The 23,740-nt window shown below is 41.9% G+C and carries 15 protein-coding genes; 10 read left to right on the top strand and 5 right to left on the bottom strand.

The window, feature by feature from the left end:
* Window positions 1-201 precede the first annotated feature (201 nt).
* From ACS8FB_RS08180 to ACS8FB_RS08155, 6 genes are all read left to right on the top strand, one after another.
* Window positions 202-2,304, top strand: coding sequence for a methyl-accepting chemotaxis protein (locus ACS8FB_RS08180; protein ID WP_439262022.1), 2,103 nt, complete (start codon window positions 202-204; stop codon window positions 2,302-2,304).
* Window positions 2,305-2,311: 7 nt separating this feature from the next.
* Window positions 2,312-3,313 (top strand): CheR family methyltransferase, encoded by a 1,002-nt coding sequence (locus tag ACS8FB_RS08175; protein ID WP_439262020.1) that lies wholly within the window; start codon window positions 2,312-2,314, stop codon window positions 3,311-3,313.
* Window positions 3,314-3,331: 18 nt separating this feature from the next.
* Window positions 3,332-10,414, top strand: coding sequence for an Hpt domain-containing protein (locus ACS8FB_RS08170; RefSeq protein WP_439262018.1), 7,083 nt, complete (start codon window positions 3,332-3,334; stop codon window positions 10,412-10,414).
* A 7-nt stretch (window positions 10,415-10,421) separates the two neighbouring features.
* Window positions 10,422-11,423, top strand: coding sequence for a chemotaxis protein CheB (locus ACS8FB_RS08165; RefSeq protein WP_439262016.1), 1,002 nt, complete (start codon window positions 10,422-10,424; stop codon window positions 11,421-11,423).
* On the top strand, window positions 11,420-11,998 hold the full coding sequence (locus ACS8FB_RS08160) for a hypothetical protein (RefSeq protein WP_439262014.1): 579 nt from the start codon (window positions 11,420-11,422) through the stop codon (window positions 11,996-11,998). The genes ACS8FB_RS08165 and ACS8FB_RS08160 overlap by 4 nt, the downstream gene beginning before the upstream one ends.
* Window positions 11,999-12,145: 147 nt before the next feature.
* On the top strand, window positions 12,146-12,673 hold the full coding sequence (locus tag ACS8FB_RS08155; RefSeq protein ID WP_439262012.1) for a cytochrome b: 528 nt from the start codon (window positions 12,146-12,148) through the stop codon (window positions 12,671-12,673).
* A gap of 118 nt (window positions 12,674-12,791) precedes the next feature.
* On the opposite strand, the gene minE is transcribed toward ACS8FB_RS08155, so the two are convergent.
* From minE to ACS8FB_RS08130, 5 genes are all read right to left on the bottom strand, one after another.
* A complete protein-coding gene (minE, locus tag ACS8FB_RS08150; protein ID WP_299217788.1) occupies window positions 12,792-13,082 on the bottom strand; it encodes a cell division topological specificity factor MinE in 291 nt (96 codons plus the stop codon).
* 2 nt (window positions 13,083-13,084) lie between these two features.
* Window positions 13,085-13,897, bottom strand: coding sequence for a septum site-determining protein MinD (gene minD, locus ACS8FB_RS08145; RefSeq protein ID WP_058369466.1), 813 nt, complete (start codon window positions 13,895-13,897; stop codon window positions 13,085-13,087).
* A gap of 431 nt (window positions 13,898-14,328) precedes the next feature.
* Entirely contained in the window at window positions 14,329-15,159 is an 831-nt protein-coding gene (gene minC, locus ACS8FB_RS08140; RefSeq protein WP_439262009.1) for a septum site-determining protein MinC, read from the bottom strand.
* 218 nt (window positions 15,160-15,377) lie between these two features.
* Entirely contained in the window at window positions 15,378-16,472 is a 1,095-nt protein-coding gene (locus ACS8FB_RS08135; RefSeq protein ID WP_439262007.1) for a hypothetical protein, read from the bottom strand.
* A gap of 39 nt (window positions 16,473-16,511) precedes the next feature.
* A complete protein-coding gene (locus ACS8FB_RS08130; RefSeq protein WP_439262005.1) occupies window positions 16,512-17,474 on the bottom strand; it encodes an acyltransferase in 963 nt (320 codons plus the stop codon).
* 666 nt (window positions 17,475-18,140) lie between these two features.
* Between ACS8FB_RS08130 and ACS8FB_RS08125 the strand changes: the two genes are divergently transcribed.
* The 4 genes from ACS8FB_RS08125 (at window position 18,141) to ACS8FB_RS08110 (ending at window position 23,737) form a co-directional block, all read left to right on the top strand.
* Window positions 18,141-18,797, top strand: coding sequence for an OmpA family protein (locus ACS8FB_RS08125; protein WP_299217780.1), 657 nt, complete (start codon window positions 18,141-18,143; stop codon window positions 18,795-18,797).
* 314 nt (window positions 18,798-19,111) lie between these two features.
* On the top strand, window positions 19,112-20,563 hold the full coding sequence (locus ACS8FB_RS08120) for an imelysin family protein (protein ID WP_439262003.1): 1,452 nt from the start codon (window positions 19,112-19,114) through the stop codon (window positions 20,561-20,563).
* A gap of 258 nt (window positions 20,564-20,821) precedes the next feature.
* A complete protein-coding gene (locus ACS8FB_RS08115; protein WP_439262001.1) occupies window positions 20,822-22,453 on the top strand; it encodes a di-heme oxidoreductase family protein in 1,632 nt (543 codons plus the stop codon).
* A gap of 135 nt (window positions 22,454-22,588) precedes the next feature.
* Entirely contained in the window at window positions 22,589-23,737 is a 1,149-nt protein-coding gene (locus ACS8FB_RS08110; protein WP_439261999.1) for an imelysin family protein, read from the top strand.
* Window positions 23,738-23,740: the final 3 nt, after the last annotated feature.

Below are 23,740 nucleotides of genomic sequence, written 5' to 3'. Positions count from 1 at the left end.
ATATCTGCCACTAAGTTTGTAGAACTTAGGCAAGAGCATAAAAGTTATAAAGACTGACATTAAAGATGATATGTCAGCATTACAAAAGATTTTATTAATAGAAATTTTGCCAATGATCGCTAGAAACTATCATTGGACGATGATCATTAACAACGTCAGTCACGATATGACTTAAACGACTGTTTGAAAGGAACGAGCGCAATGAGTGATGTTATAGAAAACCTTACGACTGGTAGCAATCAACAAACATCAGGCCCTAACAATAATATATGGAAGATTCTATTAGGGATTTTCACCTTAGCAAGTGTGGCTTGTTTGATTCTGCTTATTAATACGCTATCGACAGTAAGTAACTACTTAAGTAACGTCAATCAGTTAGAAGTCAGTGCAGCTAACATTGTAAAAAACGTTAATGATGCCACTTTTTCGCGTGACGCTGATGTAAGCGCTAATGCTTATGACGCCTTACAAAATAATGTGCAACGTTATCAAGTAGCATTAATCTCAGCTCAACAAAACGCCACTGATCATAGAGCGGTCTTTGGTGAGCTTAAGACCGAATGGCAAGCCAATAAAGAGAAGATTGATTACGTCCTCAATCATCGCAACGATGTCAATGCACTACAAGACATAAAAGATAACGTCGCTACGGCTACTAAACAGATGCAAAGCGACTATAGTCAAGTTATAGAACAGGCGGTCGCAGCCAACATACCTGTTGCAGCCATCAGTGATATGCAGACTCAGAGCTTACGCGCTGAGCGTTTGCATACTGAGATGGATAAGCTGACTCGTAGTATTGATGGTACGCCAGCAGAATTTGCAGAGCAAGCAGAACTATTTGCTCAAACGTTAGACGTACAACAGCAAAACTATGGTGAGTCGTTACCCGCCTTACAAAGTATATCTGAAACCTTTAATACTGCTGTTGCCCCTGTGGTACAAGAGCTTGCTTCATTAAATAGTCCTGCTATCGAGTCTCGCGAGAACGCGCGTGCTCTAGGCGAGCTTGCTACTAATACTCAAGCACAGTTGGCTAGTATAGATCGTGATATCTTGACACGTACTGGTGTGATGTGGCCTGCGCTTATATTCTTACTAGGTTTGCTTGGTGTTATATACGCGCTCTCCCAACTATTAAAACAACAAGGTGGTACTGAGCGAGTATTGATTGAAAAAGAAACCCTACGTCGTCGGCAAGAAGCAGAAACTGAATCTGAGCGTGCACGCCAAATTCAAGAAGAAAACGAACGTAACCAGATGGCTATTTTACGTTTGCTTGATGAGCTAGGTGACTTAGCGGAAGGTGATTTGACTGTTAATGCAACGGTGTCTGAAGATTTTACTGGTGCGATTGCTGACTCAGTAAACTTCGCCATTGACCAATTGCGTCAGCTGGTATTGGTTATTAACAGCACCGCTGAAAAAGTCTCTCAATCTTCTGAACAGACCCAGATGAATGCCGTTGAACTTGCCGAAGCTTCTGAGCATCAGGCGCAAGAGATTGCTAGTGTCTCTGCTGCGATTAATGAGATGGCAATATCGATTGATCAAGTATCAACCAATGCGACCGAATCTGCATCAGTTGCACAGCGCTCAGTTGCCATTGCCCATAATGGGGGCGACGTGGTACAGCGCTCTATCGAAGGTATGAACGTAATTCGTGATCAGATTCAAGAAACCTCAAAACGTATCAAACGTCTGGGTGAATCATCACAAGAGATTGGTGATATTGTAAGCCTTATCAATGACATTGCAGATCAGACCAACGTTTTGGCATTGAACGCTGCTATTCAGGCATCCATGGCGGGCGACGCTGGTCGTGGTTTTGCGGTAGTTGCTGATGAAGTTCAGCGTCTAGCAGAGCGTTCAGCAAATGCCACCAAGCAGATTGAAACCTTGGTTAAGACCATTCAGGCAGATACTAGTGAAGCAGTTATGTCAATGGAAACAACGACTTCAGAAGTTGTACGCGGGGCACGTTTAGCAAAAGACGCTGGAGAGGCGCTAGAAGAAGTGCAAAGCGTTTCTAATACGTTGGCTGATTTGATTCAAAACATCTCAAATGCGGCGCAGCAACAGGCAGAGTCTGCCGGTCATATTTCTAATGCGATGAATATTATTCAAGATATTACGTCGCAAACCTCATCAGGAACAATGGCAACTGCGCGTTCAGTTGGTGAGTTGAGCGAAATGGCAGCAGCGCTTCAAGAGTCAGTAACAGGCTTTAAATTATCTGATGATGATGAGCAGTTGCATGATTACGAAGAAGACTTTCAAGATCATACTTCCGCTATGGCGTAGATAAAAAATGTCATTTAATACATCTAACGTGGGTACGGATATACACAAGGTAAATGGCTTAAGATCCAGTAAGTTTAAGCTCAATCATTTGAGACGCAACCATCTAAAAATAAATGAGCCGACCCTTTTTCGCTTAAAAGACAGGCCAATTGCAGTTGTTCAGTGGCAACGCTATATAGAACAAGAAATTGGTTTTGTCTTGCCAAGTGAGCAGTCTCAGTGGTTGTTGAATGCGATTGAAACCACTGCCACAGAAAATGAAATGTCTGTAGCAGAGCTTTGGGAAGCTATAAAAAAAGATAACAAACTGAACCAGCAGTTACTTGATACCGTACTTATTCCTGAAAGTCGTTTTTTTCGGCACGAACCTTCAATAGCGTTTATAACATCGCTGGCAAGTCAGTACAGTGCTCGGCTATCACAAAATATTATTGAAGACTATGCTAACGATAGCATTAGTAGTAGTAACGGTAGTAGTACAAGGCTCTTTCGTATATGGAGCGTCGGCTGTGCTACAGGCCAAGAAGTGTGGTCGTTGGCGATGAGTCTAGCTGCAAAAAACACCTCAAATTATGTGTTATTGGGCTCAGATGTTAGTCAAAAAGCGCTCACTAAGGCACGTAAAGGACAATATGATCAGCGACAACGACGACTTATTCCGTCAGAGTATCAGCACTTTACGCAACCATTAGCCGCTACCGACCAAAACGAAAATTCAGTATATTGGCGAGTAGTGCCAGAGTTGCATGAACAAGTCAGTTTTATCTGGCACAACATTTTTACTCAGGGTCTAGCGACCTTGCATCTGCAGCAAGTGATTGTATGTCAGAACGTGTTGATATATTTTCGACAGTTTGATCAGCGCGATATTTTGACAAGACTGTCTGCACAGTGTGCGATAGGCGGTTATATCATATTGGCTCCAGGAGAGGCGCTGTTTTGGCGACCTTCAAATATGCGCCGCATTGCCCATCCACAGGTTAATGCATGGCAAAAAATTAGTGCCTAAACGAGTTAGGATAATCCTATGAAAAACCAGCCAAATGAAATGGTGACGCTAGAATGGCTTCTCCCACTTTTTGATCAGCAGTTATCACTAGTGTCTGAGGACTGGCAGTTAGATACTTATCCTGATTTTAAGCGTATAGGAAGAGATTACCACGAGATCAGTGGTGCATTAATAATGGCTAACTTGCCCCAACTGGCTACTTTGGCTACAAAGCTTAGCTTATTAGCCTATAGTAAGAGTGATGGTACACTATTAACTGCTCAGTATTTCCGGGTAGGGCGATTTGCTCATCAATTGTTGCAATATGAGCTGACTCAATATGTTCATACGGGAAGTTATCGAAGTGCGCTTATTGATAGAACGATTAATAAACTTATACATCTGTTACCGCAGCAAGATGTAGCAACAGATAATAATTTATCGTTAAAAGACACCTTAGCTGATGACGATTATAACTTTTCCACCCAAACAATTGATGTAGTAATACCCAACGCTACAAAGACGAGTGGCTCTTTTTTATCACCCCTATTACCTGAGCAATATAAACAGTTGTTACTGGTATGGCGTCAACAAGTCCAGCAGTTGTTGGTCATCAATAACAATGATGCAACTGTCCTACTGAGCTTAAAAAAGGTTAGTCACTATTTATGGCAAGCTGTCAGCTTACAGCATACAAATAATGCCGACGCTCAACAGCGTTTATGGTTTCTAACAGAGCTTTGGTTGAGTAACCTAGCAGACAATTCATTACCACTACCAGCTATCTATGCGCAGCTACTATCACAGTTAGACGAGGTCTTAGCTAGCCGGTATCAGCAGGCTATCGATGTAAGTAAGCAGCCAAATAACTCATCAAGCAGTAGTATAGATTCTAATCTAATAACTGCTAAAACAAATGAGAATAAACAAATAGCTCATGAAGATATCGAAGGTTTAATAGCTGATATCTATATACAAATAAGCGGTCTTGAGAATATTGATCAACAGACACACGGTTTATTGAGTCATTTATTAAAATCGACCGAATCTACATTACGTTTTTTACCACGTATATTGGTTGAGCTTGAGTCTATAATTTTAGGTCTCAATAACCCACAAACAGTTATAGCTCCTTTGCAGCAACTCCAAAGACAGCTTGAATGTCGTGGTTGGTCTCGCTACGAAGCACAAGTAACACAAATCTTGCTCGACATTGACAATAACATGATATCAGAGTCGTCATTTGCAGAAGTAAGTGAGCAGATTGAACGTCAGCTTGAAGAGTTATATAGTGCCATTTACAACACTGAACAGTCTATTCATACCAAAATTGGCGATAAAGCGTCTTTTGTGACTTTAGCTGCTTCCGATGATACCGCTATTGATGAGAATGCCCTAAATCCTACCACCTTTACCAATGATAATTTACGCCAGCTACGTATTGCAGTTGAAGACCTAAAACATAATTTTAACGATTATGTGTATCAGCAACAAACCTACCTTTTGCCAACAGCCACTGCTTTTGATGAGATCGGTAATGCTTTTGAAGAGATGGGTTTGACGTCAGTACAGACAGTTAGTGACAAGCTTGCAAAAGTGTTTGCTAAATTAGAAACCCACAAAGTAAAAAATATCAGCTGGAATCTAACGCAATCTTTAGCGGAGAGTGTGACAGCGCTTGAGCTATTGCTAGATTATTTAGTCCAGCAAGTATTTGATCGTTCTTTATTGCAGCAAGCCAATGAGCATATAGAGCAGGCGCAAAGATTGGTAGATGCATTGATAGCAGCGCCTGATAAAGTAGTGCCTGCTTTTATAGCAAATGAGACAATGTTATCCGATGTTGTTCGCTATGACGACAGTGGTGAGATCGTGCCTACTGACGAGGCGTTAAATAAAAACGTATTAGATGATGATGCTGGTGTCCAAGTAAGCGCTGCAAAAAAAGTAGATGCTACCAGTCGAGACAGCAAAGAGCTACAAGCTGCACGTACGCAAGTAAAACCTGATAATTTTGATATAGATGAAGAGATTCGCGATATTTTTATCGAAGAAGCAGACGATGTACTTACTGATTTAAAAGACTTTTTACCTATCTGGCAGCAAGATATTCAAGATTTGTCACCATTGACCGAAGTGCGCCGCGGTTTTCATACGTTGAAAGGATCGGGACGTATGGTAGGGGCCTTTACTGTTGGTGAGATGGCATGGGCAATTGAGAATCTATTAAACCGAGTTTTAGATAAGACGTTAGCCGTCACAGAAGACGTGGTCACGTTAGTGACTCAAACAACTACGCATCTATCAGTGCTGGTCGCAGATTTTGCAGCATTACAAGAGCCTAGTATCGATCCTGCTATTACTATTTTGCAAAGTAACAACCTACTAGCAGGAAAGTCATTATTGGCTGGTTTGGATACATCTGTAGAGTCAGGTTTATTGACATCTGAGTATTCAAAAGAGATTCAGGTCGCGCCAACTGACGCGCAAAACATGGTAGGCCAACATAACACTGCAGCAACTAACTCTACTTCCAAGTCCCAAGACGCTATATTGGACAGCGCTGCCCAAACAAACAATGCTCAAACAAACAATCCTCAAACAAACAAACCAAACATTCCTATCGTGCTTGAACCTTTTATACAACAAGCTCAACAATTACCTGTTGATGCTCAAGATAGTGATCCAGAAATTAAAGAGATCTTTATCGAAGAAGCAGAAGAGGTATTGGATGAAATTACACCAAAATATGAGCAATGGCGTCTAGCGCCTTCTGACTTAACGGGACTAAAAGAAATACGTCGAGGTTTTCATACTTTGAAAGGTTCAGGACGTATGGTTGGCGCTTACTATACAGGTGAGCTTGCTTGGGCTGTCGAAGATATGCTTAATCGTATCTTAGACCATACTATTATAGTGTCTGCAGATATCGTACAACTGGTAGCTGATGTCCTAGCCACTTACCCAGATTTAGTGAAAATATTTGCTAGTAATAGCGAGGGTCACGATGCGGACTACCCAGCGGTAGTACCCTTATGGGTCGCCTGTGCTAATGCGTATAGTAAAAAGCAGGGCGATAAATTTAGTTATGTTAGCCTACGTAAAGTATGGTCCTTAGATAACAAAAACAGTTTAGACAACCAAAATAATATTGGTATGTATGATAGTAAATTCGCTGATGATGATGATAAAAAGCATGGAGACGACAGTAGCGACAACATGCTAGAGACCATTCATTCTATCAATGAGATGATGGCAGACGCACCAGTGGTAATAACACCGCAAAGTGCTGAAGAACAAACTTTTTACAAAATCTTCGTTGAAGAGGCGCATTCACTATTACAGGACATCAATAAGTTTGTCAAAGCTCATGATGGCGCTGAACACATTGAAGTCACTGATGAGATTGTACGCGCCTTCCATACTTTGCGAGCAGCTTCTGGCTCTAGTGCACTCATCTCAATTAGTGAAATTAGTGCAACTATAGAGCATAGCCTAGAGCAACTACAAAATAATGATACACCGATGAGTGATCATCACTTACAAGCGTTAGCGCAATCAGTGAGATTAATTGAAGGGTACCTGGACGCCTATCAGCAAAGTTTGGAGCAAGATTTAACTGATGAGAGTCTACATAATGAAGAAGACCTTATGTCTTTGCAAAAAATACTGAATGAATCCAATGCAGCGCATACATCAGCAGACAATAAACTAAGCGTGGCGAAGCTACTAGAAACAGACGTTGATACCCTATTAAATGCTGAATGGGAGCTGGGTGAAGCATTAAACGATGGCCGTATTGAACATGTCCAAAACTATGTTCAAAAACAAGTTGAACAAATCAATCAGTTGGCAGGCCAGACTAAAGAGTCGCCAAAATTTACCTCGTTATTAGCAGCTTTAAACTCAGCGTATAGCTATCTTAATAGCAATATTGAAGTAGCTTACGACGCAAAAATACAGACAGTATTGTTTGCAGGTCACCGCCAGTTAGTGGGCTTGTTCGATGCTTTGGCAGGTAGCATGTCTTTAAAAGTGGATCAGCAAGTACTAGACGACTTATCTGCAATTGGTACAGCAGATATTGGAAGCAGCTCAAATGTTTCAGATGATAATCTAATAGTATATCAGGAAACAGAAGAGGCCGAGGGTGATGAGTCAACGACGGTAAAAAGCATACAGGCCAATACCTTACAACTTGAAGCAATCGATACCGATATTGAGTTGTTGGAGATATTTTTAGAAGAAGCACAAGAGCTTGATAGTGCTATCGCTCAGTCCTTTAGCAAGTGGCGTGCTGATAGTGGCAATATGGCAGCGTTAAAAGTACTACAGCGTCATCTGCACACCATCAAAGGTGGTGCGCGCATGGCAGGTATCCGTAGTATCGGCGACCTGACGCACGAGGCTGAAAGTATTTATGAAGCGTTTGTTGAACAACGATTGCACCCAACAGCGCAGTGGCTGACCATTATGCAAATGGTACAAGATACTCTGTCTTTACAGATTGATTATGTTGTGCGCTACCAAGAAGCATTTTTTGCTGATGATCTTATTGAGCAGTTGCAAGAATTTGAACGCAGCGATCAGCTACCAAGAGTTATTACTTTGGTTTTACCAGCGCTCCAAAACCATAATAATGATTCAAATGAGACGCAAGACAGTCATCAAGAGAGCGAGCAAGCTTCTGATACCGCCAGTTTGGATAGCATCATTGCTGAGTCTTGGACAGATGGTCTACCGGATCCTGATATTTTAGAAGTCTTTTTAGAAGAAGCAGATGAGATAGTTGTTAGTAGTAACAAGTATTTGCAGCTGTTTTTAGGCAACGTCAGTGACGTGGCAGCATTGCAAGCACTGCAACGAGATCTGCACACCATTAAAGGCGGCGCACGTATGGTGGCGGCGAATGGTATTGCTGATCTTGCGCATGAGATGGAGACAGTATACGAAGAGTTGGCTATTCTGCGAAAGCCTGCGACCAAAATGATCTCACAGCTGCTAACAGACTGTCATGATTGGTTGGCTGATGCGGTGTTTATCCTAAAACAGCAGGTCAATCCATCAACACCCAACGCATTAATCTTGGCGCTAAAGCAGTTTAGTAAAAACCCTGATGACTTAAAACATATTCCTAATGAAACGTTGCAAGCTCAGCGTAGTACGATTTTAGCAGCCAAAATGCTACAACAGTCAGGTCGGGTAGTCGAAAATTTAAAAGAGATGCCATCTATGGCAGGTAGCTTTGCAGAGCAAGAGCAAAGCACCAGTAGTAACGAGATGATTCGTATCTCTGGTGGTTTGGTTGAACATATGATTAACCTATCGGGTGAGTCTGCAATCAACCGTGCACGTATTGATATGGGTATAAGTAGCTTAACCAATAGTATTGAAGAAATGGGCACTACCGTTCAACGCTTAGCGGATCAGCTACGCCGAATGGAGATTGAGCTTGAAGCGCAAATCTTATCGCAAATTGATGATGATGAATTGGTGAATAACGAGGACTTTGACCCATTAGAGATGGATCAGTACTCTTCATTAAATCAGCTATCTAAATCGCTCACAGAGTCCGCTTCTGATTTGATCGAAATCAACAGCACTATGTTAGAAAAGACACGTGATAGTGAGGGTTTGCTGCTGCAACTATCGCGTACCCAAACTGAACTGCAAGATGGCTTAATGAATTCGCGTATGGTGCCATTCACACGTGTGACACCGCGTCTTGAGCGTATTGTACGTCAAACTGCTAATGAGCTTAATAAGTCGGTAGAATTGACAATTATCAATGCTGATGACGAAATGGATAGAACCATTCTAGAGCGCATTACCTCGCCATTAGAGCATATGTTGCGTAACGCAGTCGATCACGGTATTGAAAATGTTCAAACTCGTCTAACAGCTGGTAAAAACCGTAGCGGTCATATCACTTTAGAAGTCCTACGTGAAGGCAGTGAAGTTGTCATCAACCTTAGTGATGACGGTCGCGGTATCAATGTTGAGGCAGTCAGAAATAAAGCAATTGCTCAAGGGCTTATCGATGCAAGCGATAACAGTCTGACTGATTTAGACATTATTCAGTATATTTTTAATGCCGGTCTTACGACTACCCAGCAAGTCACCCAAATCTCAGGACGCGGGGTAGGAATGGATGTGGTTATCAGTGAAATTCGTCAGTTAGGCGGTATGGTAACCGTCACATCTGAGGAAGGTAAAGGATCGCGCTTTACCATCCGTTTACCATTAACAGTGGCGGTATCTGATGCTTTGGTAGTACGTGCAGCGGATCGTTACTACGCCATACCTTTGGTACAGATTGAGCGAGTAATACGAGTCAATCCAGAAAGGCTATATGATTATTATGCATCTGGTGCTACCACTTTACATATCGAAGATGAGGATTACCGAGTCCGTTACCTAAATGAAATCTTATCTGGTAGTAAGCTGAATGAGCTGATGGTCAGTACCAATACTAGCTTACCGCTTATCGTCATTAAAAACCGTGCTGGTCAAAAAATGGCCCTGCAAGTGGACCAAATTGCAGGCTCTCGTATTGAAGTGGTGTTAAAGCCACTTGGTCGTCAGTTATCACATTTGGCAGGTATTTCGGCTGCGACTATTATGGGTGATGGATCGGTTATGTTGATCTTAGACCTTATCGCGCTAATGCGTAATGCATCGACGCAAAACATGGTTCAAATACCAAAGCCTGAACGTAGTGGAGTGGAAACACAAGTGACTGTGCTTGTAGTTGATGACTCTGTGACGGTTCGAAAAGTCACGTCACGTTTACTTGAGCGTCAAGGTATCAATGTAGCTCTTGCAAAAGATGGTGTTGATGCCATTGAGATTTTACAAGAGACCATACCTGACTTGATCTTATTGGATATAGAAATGCCACGTATGGATGGTTTTGAAGTGGCAACACAAGTAAGGTTCGATAAGCGCTTACGAGATATTCCAATCATTATGATAACGTCACGTACTGGTGAAAAACATCGCGAACGCGCATTAGATATTGGGGTAAACGATTATATGGGTAAACCCTTCCAAGAAACTGAATTACTAAATAGAATGCAGATGTTACTTGGTCAAAAGATAAGCTTGAGTCATGATGGATAAAACCTATATGTCCAATGTTATTGATAAAGATAACAAAGACATCAGAGTACTAGTAATTGCAGAACATCAACATCAGCGTTTGGCTTTCACTGATACCGTACGCAGTTTAGGATTTATGCTAATCGATTGCTTATCGCGGCAACAGTTGCAAGATAAGAGTAAGTTATATGGCGTTCAAGTCGATATTTGGTTGATTGATGGCGATTATGACGACAGCATAGCCAGTTTTATTATGGCATCTCAATCTAGTGCAGTGCTGGTAGGGTTTAGCCCAGCACCGTACCTAAATGAGATGCAACATTATGCAAAATGGCAGCGCAAATTAAAGCGTAAACTGGCTAAGCTGCTAAACAAGCCAGCATTGTTAGACAATCCACCGATCGACAACAATCCTGCGCCTTGGCGTTATGTCGTGTTTTTAGGAGCATCTATGGGTGGTCCGCATGCAGTAAAAACGTTCTTAGACAACTTATCGCCTACGCTACCTATCTGTATCTTACTCGCGCACCATTTTAACCAAAATATGATAGAGACCTTACCTCGAATATTAAATCGCCATAACGATTGGCGTTGTCAAGTGATTACGACAACTCAGCGCTTGCGAACAGGACATTGTCTAATCGCACCCATTGATCGACAGATTATATGTGACTCAGATGGTCGAGTCATATTAACAGAACAAACATGGTCAGGAGAGTACAAGCCTGGTATTGGACAGCTGCTCCAAAATACCAGTGATGTTTACGGTAGTGATCTTGTGAGCATTATATTTTCTGGTATGGGCAAGGATGGTGCTCAATACATAGATTTAATTCAAGATAATAACAGTCAGCTATGGGCGCAGAATCCAAGTACAAGTGTTTGTCCTAGTCAGCCACAAGCCATTATTGATTCTGGTCACTGTCAATTTATTGGTAGTCCTGAATTACTTGCCCAAAAACTTACCAATTATATTAGTGAGATGACAGCGAGTATCATTTCACCTTCATTTACTGTGAGCGATGTATGAGCCAAATTATAAAACATTCATTTGAAGCTGTCAGTCTATTGACGACTGATAATGGCATGCTAGAGGTTACTATTATTCCTGCTGCAAATCAGCCAGATTGGATTATTCCAAGCAGTTTGATTCTAAGTGTTGATGACCATAATGAACGTGTATGGGTATATGAGTGGGAACAGACAAAAGTTGCGGTATTTCACTTGTTACCCCATGATCAGCCTATTGATAAAACCATTGTGTTAGAAGGCAATACCAATGCGCATCGATTTGCTTTACAAACAGCAGGGGATTTACATCAAATGAAAGTCAGTATTTCAGAAGTTAAGGATGCTGAGTTGCCCGAACATCATATACAAGTCCCTGTAGACGATAATAATAATATCCCTACCAGTAGTGAGAAAGAGGAGGAGACAGTAAGCGCTCAATTTAAAGAAAATGTCATTACCTCTTATATGTTTCAAGTAGTCACTATCAATGATACCCTTTACTTAATACCAGATTTGGATAAGATTGCTCATCAACTGATCGGTTTAAGTGATGAAGCTCTACTAGATACGCCACGCTCAGCTACCTCAGATTGAAAGACAACTCATAGCTTTTTTTGAAAACGTTGAACTGATTTGCATAAATGGTTGTGCAAAATATATTTTAGAGGTATGGTTTGAACTATTTACTAAAGTGATCTTAATAGGTCAGTAGTGTCAGAATCAAACGGCATGGAATGTTTTATGGATAGTAATAATTCAAACGTAAAAAAATGGTCAGTTAGTAGTCGCATATTCCATTGGATTAGCGCCATTTTACTGCTAGTAACTTGGACAATGATGTTTTTATATAACAATTCTGATAGTAATCTATATATTGGACTACATAAAGCCTTTGGCGTTAGCTTATTGTTTTGGATGATTGCACGAGTGATCAATCGACTGCTTACCAAAGCGCCACCGCCAGTACCAATGCCAAAATGGCAGTTACTGATGTCGCAATTGTCACACTTTGCGCTCTATACACTGTTGATTGCGATGCCGATTGCAGGGCTACTTATGTCTGTCTATGGTGGTCGACCTGTCGACATTTTCGGGCTGTTTCAGATTCCAGTGTTTGTTAATCCAGATCGAGGCCTAGCACGTTTTTATAACGATCTACATACCGACATTATATGGCCGATGATTATTGCCTTTACATTAGTTCATATTGGAGCGGCTTTGCATCATCAATTTATCAAAAAAGACGGACTGATAGCACGCATGAAATAACGACAGATTAAGTTATATACAGATAGTTAAATAAAAAGCCCCCAGTAATTTACTGAGGGCTTTTTTAGTGATAGATGGTTTTGAGATTTAATGCAAATCAAGCATTTATCTATCCGATTTACTTTTTATGTTCAGGCAAACTGATATTCATTTCAAGGACATCAAGTGTATCCTCAGAGCGATGATTGATATTGACGTCGTCAATTTGTACGCCATTAACGTACTTATTGACTACTTCTAATATTTCACGTTTCATCTTTTCGATACGATCAGTGGTCAATCGATTGTTTAACCGATTTTCACTTGCAACAATGACCTTTAAGCGCTCGGTGGCCATATTGGCACTACCTGCATGACTGTTATCATCGGTACCAAACAGACTACTCCAAAATCCTTTCTTTTTACTCATTATTAACCCCCAAACCAGCGCTGTAATAGACTCTTTTTCTTCACGTCGAGATGACGTAATGGACGCTCTTCCCCTAAGAAACGGGCAACGATATCGTCATAGCACTGACCAGCGACCGAATCGGTATAGTGAATTACCGGCTCACCGTGGTTAGACGCTTCAAGCACTGAATGACTTTCAGGAATAACACCAAGTAGTGGTACTTTTAAAATATCATTAGAGATGGTATCAATGTCCATCATCTCATTGGCTGCCGCACGCTCAGCATTGTAGCGCGTGATAATCAAATGCTCACGTATAGAACCTTGGTTTTCTTCTACCTTTTTAGTACGGCTTTGTAAGATACCAATAATACGATCAGAGTCACGTACTGAAGAGATTTCAGGGTTAGTAACAATAATGGCTTCATCAGCATGATACATCGCTAGCTGCGCACCGCGCTCGATACCAGCTGGAGAGTCACAAATAATGTAGTCAAACTGCTTAGATAACTCAGATATAACTTCCGTTACACCTTCATCTGTCAAAGCATCTTTGTCACGTGTCTGACTAGCAGGCAAAATATATAGATTCTCTAATTGCTTGTCTTTGACTAATGCTTGCGATAGACGAGCATTACCGTTGATGACGTCAACGAAGTCATATACGATGCGATTTTCACAGCCCATAATCAAATCTAGATTACGTAAACCCACATCAAAATCAATAACAACCGTCTTATAGCCACGCAATGCTAAACCTGCGGCAAAAGAGGCACTGGTCGTGGTTTTGCCCACGCCGCCTTTACCTGAAGTGATTACAACAATCTTCGCCACAATGGCACACTCCTATAATTCAATGGGATATTCGATAGTTAAAAATCGTTTAATAAACGTGAATATAATGTTGATGCTTACAGCACTGGATATCTATGATTCAGTATTTAATAATAATTATGTGTCGTTAAACATAACAAGCATAATACGACTACTATCTGCGAGCGTAAGCCTAGCATAAATCAACAAAAATTTATAGCTTGTCTATAACAAACACTAAAAACCTGTTGAGATAAACCCTATTTTATATAATTGTTTACTAATCTTGTAGATAGTGGCTGACTTACAGATTTATAGTAGGATAGTTTTGTTAAATTACCTTACTTGAATATTAACGAAGTCTTATGTAAGTACTTTTTAACTTTCGCCAAAATAAAAAACAGCCTTAACTATCAAATAGTTTGGCTATTTTTACATAACATAGTTGCATATTAAGTGCTTTCCATGACGGTAAACACCAAGCCTTCCCCTTCTACAAAACGCACTTGTACTGGTTTGTCGATAGTATTTTCAGGCAGGTTGTCACGCAAGCAATAAGTGCCAGCGACAGAGACTAGGGATGGATTAAATACCTGACAAAATATACGCGCGTCTTTGTCGCCCGTAGCTCCCGCAACTAGACGACCTTGGGCGCGCCCGTAAACATGTAAGCTATTATCTGTGATGGCTTCAGCACCACTATTGACACTATTGGTTAGGATTAAATCACCACCAACATGGTTTATACTTTGGCCTGAACGTAGCAGTTGATCGTAAATCATACTGGTGATGTGCTCACTACTGAGCAAGGTCTCAGCCGAAATATCTGCAGTGCTATTATCTTTGTTTACGACTGTATCGTCAGCACTGCTGTCTGCTTTAGCTTGTAAATCTGCTGTTTTTTCAGCGTTGGTTTGGCTCAACTGAGTGACTGATTTTTTACTAGACACAATACGTTCTATGCGTTTGCCATCTGCTGGGAATATCGCCAGTCTTTGAGCCTGCGCTTGCCTATCAAGCAATCCTGTTACGACACCGATAGGCTGTAAACCCCACGACCACAAAAGCTCAATCAAAGCGGACAAATCTTGTTCAACGCTACTGTCGATGATGACAGGAATCTGACTGCTCTTGTTGCTTAACATGTCTGATAAATGTGCTTCAATAGCGGTTAAATCATTGGTTCTCAGTTGCAGGCGTGAAAACGTCAGCATCTTTCCATAAAAGGTTATCGCAGGTTGAGATGTCATATCATCATGCTGGCCTGTATTCGAAGTCGTCATAATGCAAATCCTTAAAAGATACTAATAACGCTGCGATCACGGCGCAGTTGTTACTATAAATAAATCGTTAGTTTGTTCGCTATCAACGAGCAGTGTACTAAGGGTTGCTGGTATTTAACAAGCCCCTAGTCATACAAAAATTGACATAAATAGTTACATAAAAATTGAAATCCGATCATCATAAAGGCCTGTTTTTAGCAGTACCTAGGTCATAGAAGTTATAAATTGAGCATATCTTGATGTTTCCATTGCTGAATTTTGATTTGTGCTTCAAATTCGCTCAAGCTATCATTGATGATACTTGCAAGCAACGCCTCCAGTGCTGCATTATTGATATCAATATTTACAATACTATGGGCAATATTTACCATCAATGCGTCAATATGCTCAGCTTTCAGCAGACGCTCGTTGAGAGAGTAGACGACATTTTCTCCAATATTATGCCCAATATGTTGAAGTTGTGATTCAATGAGGCTACCTGCAATCGGAATCAGACGCAGGTAACGCCGCAGCTCAGGAGTGTTAGCGAGTCCGTCTTGAATGGCATTACCAACCTCGTTTGCTATCATCTGACCACCTTCTGATTTATCAGTAAGCTTTTGAAGCATGGGCGCAAGCTCTTGACGTAACAACGATAACAACATCGCCTCGATCTGCTCGCGATTGCGCTCAATAGTCGATTTAATCAGCGATTTATGAGCGTTAGAGTCAGTAAGCTGTTGCCGAAAGTTATAGATAGTCGTCAAAATGACACGATCAGACAATTCTTCTAGTAACACATCGATATAAAACTTGATACGGTTGATCCAGGGTTGCGGTAGTACCTGATAACCAAGCTGATGCAAGCGTCGACCGATTATCACAGCTCGAAACAGACGTAGTGCACGTAGCTGCGGGAAGCAGCCAAGTACTTCATACCAATGGACAAATGGAAAGAAAAACCATCGATAATAGACCTTATCTTTAATAGCAATTGCCCAACGTACCAGCAGCTCAATAATCAAAAATATGGTAAAGAACCCACCTATGGTACGTAGCGGATCGTGCAAGCTGGTCTGATACCAGCTAAGTCCATCACTAATCGCCAACCATCCTGCCACATGGCTACTAAAGTTACTCATCAAAATTGCATCGATGCTAATAAATAGTAGGTCAATACTAATAGCGATAAGCATCACAATATCATAAGCCAACTTTAGCCGGTTCGGCTGTGGACGCCTAGGAGGCTCTGGTTTTGACAACGAGGTTTTTAGCTGATTGGGCAGCGGCTTGGTATCTGTAACAAAAGGAGTAGTAGAGGCGGACACAATCATACCTTATATCGTCGATGGTTATATTAGAGCAATTTAGTCTTAAGCATTGTTAGGTTCAGAGTTGGAGACAAACTCAGCGAGCATAGTATCGATACGTTCATTTTTTTGTTGCCATACGTCCCCAACCCAATCAAACATCTCAGCTTTAATCGATTCATCTTTTTCGTAACCACCTTTTTGGATAGCAGTGAACAGCGTGTCAGGCATCTCGATATAGCGGACATCGACTCCCAAGCGTTTGATGTTGCCTTTCCACAAATCGCTATAGCTTGGTATGCCATCAGGATAAACGATGGTCATGTCTAAAATACCATCGATATCCTCACCCAAAGCATTAATAGCGAGTGCAAGACCGCCTGCACGAGGCTTGAGTAAATGACTATAAGGCGATTGCTGCTTAGTGTGTTTGGCTTTAGTAAAACGCGTACCCTCTAAGTAGTTTAATAGGGTAAAAGGTTTGCTTTTTAACAAAGCACAAGCACGTTTGGCCTCCTCTATATCCTTACCTTGTAGAGCTGGGTTTTTCGCTACCGCTTCTTTTGAATGCCGGCGCATCATAGGAAAGTCTAAAAAATAAAAGGCTTGTCCAATGACAGGAATATAGATCAGCTCAAACTTGGTAAAAAAACGCGTTAATGGTAAGCGCTTTTCGCTAACATACTGTACGATACTGGTATCGACCCATGATTGATGATTACTAATCAGCAAGTATTTACCCTTCGAATGCACGTCATCAGGTAGGTTAATACGCCAATCTTTATTAGGTAAAATATTATCAATCAAAGCATTATTGCTATTTATCCAATAATTGGTCACTTTAATGACAGTATCATCAGCAATTTTCGCGCCAGTAATGGTTTTGGCAGCGCCCATAAACCATATAGGTATGCTCGCGCCGATACTATTCCCAGTAATAACACCCGTAGCCGTCGCAAGAGAGAGGGCTTTGCCGAGTCTGGGAGCGCGCTCATGCAGTTTTTGAATAGTAGAAGTCAATTGCACGATAAGTCCTTTTTTATTTGTCGTAGTAATCGTTGCTAATGTTATAAGGGCTGCTAATACTATAGAGAAAATACAAGTGGTTTATATAGATATAGCAACGTGAGCCATATAAATTTAAATAAAACGATAAATTTATAGTACTAAGCAGGCACGAGTTTAGCAGAAAGCAATAACAGTGTACGAGTGTTAACATCACTTTCGGTAGCAAATACTACAAATATTTCGTTATATTTACGGTTATAACTATTGGCTAAAATCGAGAATATTTTGAATAATAATATTTTTACTATTTAGAAAAAAGTATATATTGAGGACGTTTTACAGTATTTACTGCCTTTATATAATCGTATCGATAACAGTGTGTGTAAGGTCTCATGCACTTCTTATACATAGATGTGACAAAATATTACACATAGACAGAACTTGCTTGCGATAATAATGACGAGTGTGAATAACACCTAACAAGCTGTTTAATGTTTGGTATCTTGTGAACTTATACGACTGTCAGATATAACTGCTTTTGATTCTTTACAAAAACGTTATAATCGTTAACTGTACTAAACCCTAATATGTCGCATATCAATCATATTAATAGCGTGTTTTTAGAGGAAAAATTCTAGAATACAACAGAGTACAATGAATAAATTTAACTTAAGAGGGAATATTATGCGTAATAAATTAATGATTGCAGCAGTAGCATCAGGTCTAGCATTGAGCGGTTGTACCACTGATCCAAACACTGGACAACAGCGTTTGAATAAAACGGCTTTGGGTACTTTAGTTGGTGCAGCAGGTGGTGCGACAATCTCAAAGGCTACTGGTGGCGATAAGACTGGTCGTGATGCTGCTATCGGTGCGGCGCTAGGTGCTGGCGTTGGTTACTATATGGAACGTCAAGCAAAGCAGCTTGAGCAACAAATGGCTGGCACGGGCGTCACGGTCGAGCAAAATCCGAATACGGGTAACATTGACTTGGTTATGCCAGGTAATATTACTTTCTCATTTGACGATGCAACATTGAGTTCTTCTTTCAAGCCAACATTAGATAAGCTTGCATCAACAATGAACCAATATAATAAAACGACAGTAAATATTGCAGGCCACACTGATAGCAAAGGTTCGGATGCTTATAACATGCGTCTATCGCGTGACCGCGCTTACTCAGTCGCTAACTATTTGACTGCACGTGGCGTATCTTCCAACCGTATCAATGTGGTTGCATATGGCGAGTCTCGTCCAGTTGCTGATAATGGTACAGATTATGGTCGTCAGCAAAACCGCCGCGTAGAGTTGACTATCAACTCACCACAAAGCATAAACTAAGCACCAAATACGTATTTGTATCGAATAACATTTTATTGAATAACGAAAAAAAAGAGCTGGCACTTTGCTGGCTCTTTTTTTTGCTGTAAATTTATGAAAGGTAGAGAGTAGTTATTGAAAAAATATTAATATTAAATTAAATATTGATAATGATTATCAATAACTTTATACTTCATTAGTATTTATTATGGCTGTAACGCTAACATTTTTATTATGCATAATTAGATGTATGACTAAAAAGAGTCGTCATATAAAGATAAGTGCGCTTTGGTCAAAATTGATAAATTCTTTTGCAAAAATTTTTGAGGATGTGTATGACATTTACCACAGTAACGAGCCGCAAGATTTTACCAACTACTTTAGCTACTGCACTTACCGCGATACTAATGGTGTCGGGTTGTACCAAACAGACAGAAGAGGACACTACTGTTACACAGACAGAAGTGCAAAGCGCAGAAACATCTGATGATGGACAGCGCTCAGCTGCCGAGCAAGCTCACATTGATCGACTGGTAAGTAGCTATGCCAATATGGCACATGCTGCCTATAAAGACTCACTAGACACAGCAAAAGCCCTACAAACTGCGGTCGAAACCTACGTAGCAACACCAACTAAAGCTAACCTAGATGCTGCAAAAGCTGCTTATAAAGCGGCGCGTCAGCCCTATTCACAAACCGAAGTGTTCCGTTTTGATGAAGGTTTTGTCACGGCTAATGACGAGCGTGCCATCGGCAGCGTCGATGGGTGGGAAGGTCAAATAAATGCATGGCCACTTGATGAAGCGTTGATTGATTATGTCAGTGATAGCTATGAAGGTGAGTACAATAGCCAGGACAATATTATCAATAGCGATAGTATTACGGTTGGCAGTATTAAACAAGATACCAGCGAAATTACCCCTGAGCTACTAGCAGAAATGAATGAGATCGGTGGTAGTGAAGCCAATGTCACAACAGGCTATCATGCAATTGAGTTTATGCTATGGGGTCAAGATACCAATGGTGTGAGCGCAGGTGCAGGAGATCGTCCAGTGACTGACTATGCCACTGAAGCTGGGCAATGTACCAGTGGTGATATCGTCAATGATGACGCCAGTATATGTGAACGTCGCGGTAATTTTTTAAAGGCGGCGACTCAGCTATTGGTTGATGACTTAACAGCGATGGAAGCTGAGTGGCAACCTGATAGCGAAAATACTTTACGTAGTGATCTTATAGCGCGTAAAAATGATAATGCTTTACGTCAAATCATGTATCAAATGGGCAGCTTAGCACTGGGTGAGCTGGCTTCTGAGCGCATACAGGTAGCGTTTGTGACTGGGTCAACAGAAGACGAGCACGAATGCTTTAGTGATTTGACTCACTTAAGTTATGCCAATAATGCACGTGGTATCCAAAATGTATTCAGTGGTAGCTATCAAACAGTCACTGGCGAAACCGTTGGGGGTTACGGTATTCATCAGTATCTTATTGATAACGGACACTCAGACGCCGCTGATAAATTGGCCATTGACTTTATCAAAGTAGAAGATGCTTTTAATTTCATCGTTAAAAAAGGCGAAGAAGAAGGCATTAAGGTTGATCAAATGATTGCTACAGCAGGTCAAGTGAGTAAACAAGGTATCTCGGCTGAAGAGCAAAACACGCGTCGTGGCTGGATTGAGAGTAGCATTACTAGCTTACAAGAACTGACTGCTGGTATCGAAAATGCAGCAAAAGCGGTCGGTATCGACAACTTAGATGCCGATGCAGGCTCTCAGTTTTAAGTTGACGCTTATCTGTTTAAATAGATTGGTTTATACTGCTTGTCATGTCTGTTGAGTCATTATAAGTTTGTAAGACAAGTCCTGATAAAAGCGTCAATCAGATATAATATATACGTTGCTGGCAATGGTTGGCAGCGTATTTTTGAGCATTAAAATAAGCCGATAGGCCAGTGTGTACCAGTATATCAGTCAACAGACTGATTAAAACCGTATAGCATCTGATTTTAATGGTTCTACTTGTGAACTAAGGCAACTTCTATGAGCGTCACTTCTGCCAAACCCTCTGCTATCCCTGCTTTAATTCTCCAACGTACTATCTATAAACTGACGCTAACACTCATAGGCGCAGTGGCGATCAGCGCTTGTCAACCGACTGATAGTGTATCTGAAAATAAAAACGAGGTAGCGGATAGCGCAGAGGCACAAGCGGTCACACCTAAGCGTGCTCAAGATATTGAAGCGCTGGCGGGCGTGCCAATGACGCAGCTTGCGACATTTGACCCGCAAGAGATCAAGCAAGGCGGTGATACTGGTATTAGCATTACGAGTAGCGAGAGTTACTCTAAACCGTCCTCCAATCTATCGGCCTCACGTAAGGGTAGCTTTTTTATTGGTAATGCGTTCTTTCGCCAGCCATGGGTCGTCGCCCCTGCCAGTACCGATAGCCGTGATGGTTTGGGCGCGTTATTTAACGTCGCTGCCTGCCAGTCTTGTCACATCAAAGACGGCCGTGGTCATGCGCCGATGAGTAGTGAGGACGATGCCGACAGCTTGCTGATTCGTCTAGCGATGCCTGCGACTACAGCTGAGGAGCGTCAGCAGCTGCAAGACTCGCTGATCGAAAAAGTCGTCCATCCAATGTATGGCGGCCAACTGCAAGATCGCGGTATTCAGGGCGTGCCCGCTGAAGCACGTATTAGTGTGCAGTGGACCGACAAGCCCGTTACTTTTGCTGATGGTCACGTTGAGACCCTGCGCGCGCCAACCTTTGATCTGACACGCCCAGGTTATGGCGCGTTTGATGACGAACTAATGGTGTCGCCGCGCGTTGCTCTACCGATGATAGGGCTTGGGCTGCTGGAGCAAATACCTGACGACGACATTAAAAAACAAGTAGTGGAAAATAACAGTGACGATATCAGCGGTAAGTTTAACTGGGTTATGGATCCACAAACAGGTAAAACTGCATTGGGACGCTTTGGTTGGAAGGCCGGCCAGACTAAGCTTTTAACACAAAACCAAAGCGCCTTTAATGAAGATATGGGGTTGACCTCTAACATCCGTCCTCATGAATCCTGTATGCCAACGCAGACAGCGTGTGTCAACGCGACCACGGGCGCTGATGAGCAGGTCAATGGCAAGCCGCCTGTGGAAGTCAATGATGAAGTGGCCAAGTTTGTCGAATTTTATACGCGCAATCTTGCCGTCCCGCATCGCCGCAATGCCGACGATAAACTAGTACTTGCGGGCAAAAAACGCTTTTATGATATGGGTTGCCAAAGCTGTCATACGCCAAGATATCAGTTGCCAAAAACCGACGATGACCATCTTGAGCAGCATGGACAAGTGATCTATCCTTATACTGATTTGCTGCTGCATGACATGGGCGACGAGCTTGCCGATCGGACGGCCGCTGGTAAGCTGCCGCCAAAAGACACGCAAGTAGAGTTTTTAGCCAATTCCTATGAATGGCGAACGCCAGCTTTATGGGGGATTGGCCTTGCGCAAACGGTCGATCCACAAGCGACGTTTCTACACGATGGCCGCGCTCGTACATTGATGGAAGCTGTACTTTGGCATGGCGGTGAGGCAGAAAAACAAAAGCAAAAAGTACTACAGCTAGATAAGCAAGGACGCGCTGAATTGACAGCGTTCTTACAATCGTTATAAAAAGAGCCGTTATAAAAGCGCGGATCAGCGTTGATCGTTAACGGCTACAATTTTAATGACTGAATATATTGATATTACTGTGATTGCTTTTATCAACTTTTCAGCCATCATGTTCATACAAATACCGAGAAACTTATGAAAATAAACCATGCTTTAGCGATGACGCTCTCTGCTTTGAGTGCTGGGCTACTGATCAGCTGTGTCAAACCTGCAGATGAAAACAAAACGCCAGAGACTGATAGCCAAAAAGTCGTACAAGATAGCGCTACTACGTCTTCTGTAAACGATAAAAATAATAGTATAGAGAAAATTGTCGCTGTCGATATTAGTGCTGAGACAGAAAAAACCTATCTGACTCACGTGGCAAATGATATCGTTATTCCCGCCTATGCTGATGCTGTAGAGCAAAGCGAGCTGATGCATAAACTGGCGCAAAAGCATTGTCAGTCAGGAGCAGTCAGCGGTGATGAGCTACAAGCGCTGCGTGATCAATGGCTGGTGTTAGCCCAAGCGTGGGCGCGCGCTGAGATGATCAATTTTGGCCCTGCGACCGCCAGTATGAGCAACTTATATATCAATTATTATCCTGATGAGCGTGGACTGGTACATAGTGGTGTGGCAGATCTTATCGCTGCCAATCCAAACCTAAGCGCTGAGCAGCTCGCTAACGAAAGTGCCATTGTACAAGGAGTGCCAGGGTTGGAAGAGGCACTTTATGCTAACGAGAGTTTGGATGCTGGCCAGTGTGCTTACGTGATAAGCGCAAGTCATGCCTTGAGTACGCGCTTACAAGATATCGAAAACCATTGGCAAAAGAATGCCACTGAGCTTTTGGCAATTGATAAGACGGTAGATAGCGATCAAGGCTTGAACCAATGGTTTAATTCTTTGTTGTCGTTGGTTGAGACCATGAAATCTAACGCCGTTGATCAGCCTTTGGGACTGACGGGTAAAGCCAAAGGTCATCTACCAGCCGCGACAGCGGGTCAAAGCCGCGCCATCATCAATACCAAATTAGCCACGTTAAATGAAGCGCTGACTGATCCTGTCTTAACCGCTATCCTCGGCAGTAATAGCGAAAACGAAGTCGCTGATAATTTATCAACGGCACTTGTAGACGCCACCACTCTGTTGGCACAAATGCCAGAAGATATTGCTACAGCTGATAAGGCCGTGCAGCAAGAATTATATGATCATCTGACTACCATTACCCGTATTATGAAGCGCCAGATGATTCCGACACTCGGTATTCGTGTGGGCTTTAATAGTACTGATGGTGATTAAGCA

This window comes from Psychrobacter sp. 1U1 (assembly GCF_051847535.1).
GTDB lineage: Bacteria > Pseudomonadota > Gammaproteobacteria > Pseudomonadales > Moraxellaceae > Psychrobacter > Psychrobacter saeujeotis.
Note: the sequence above shows the minus strand (reverse complement) of the source record. Positions and strands in the feature narration are given on the sequence as shown.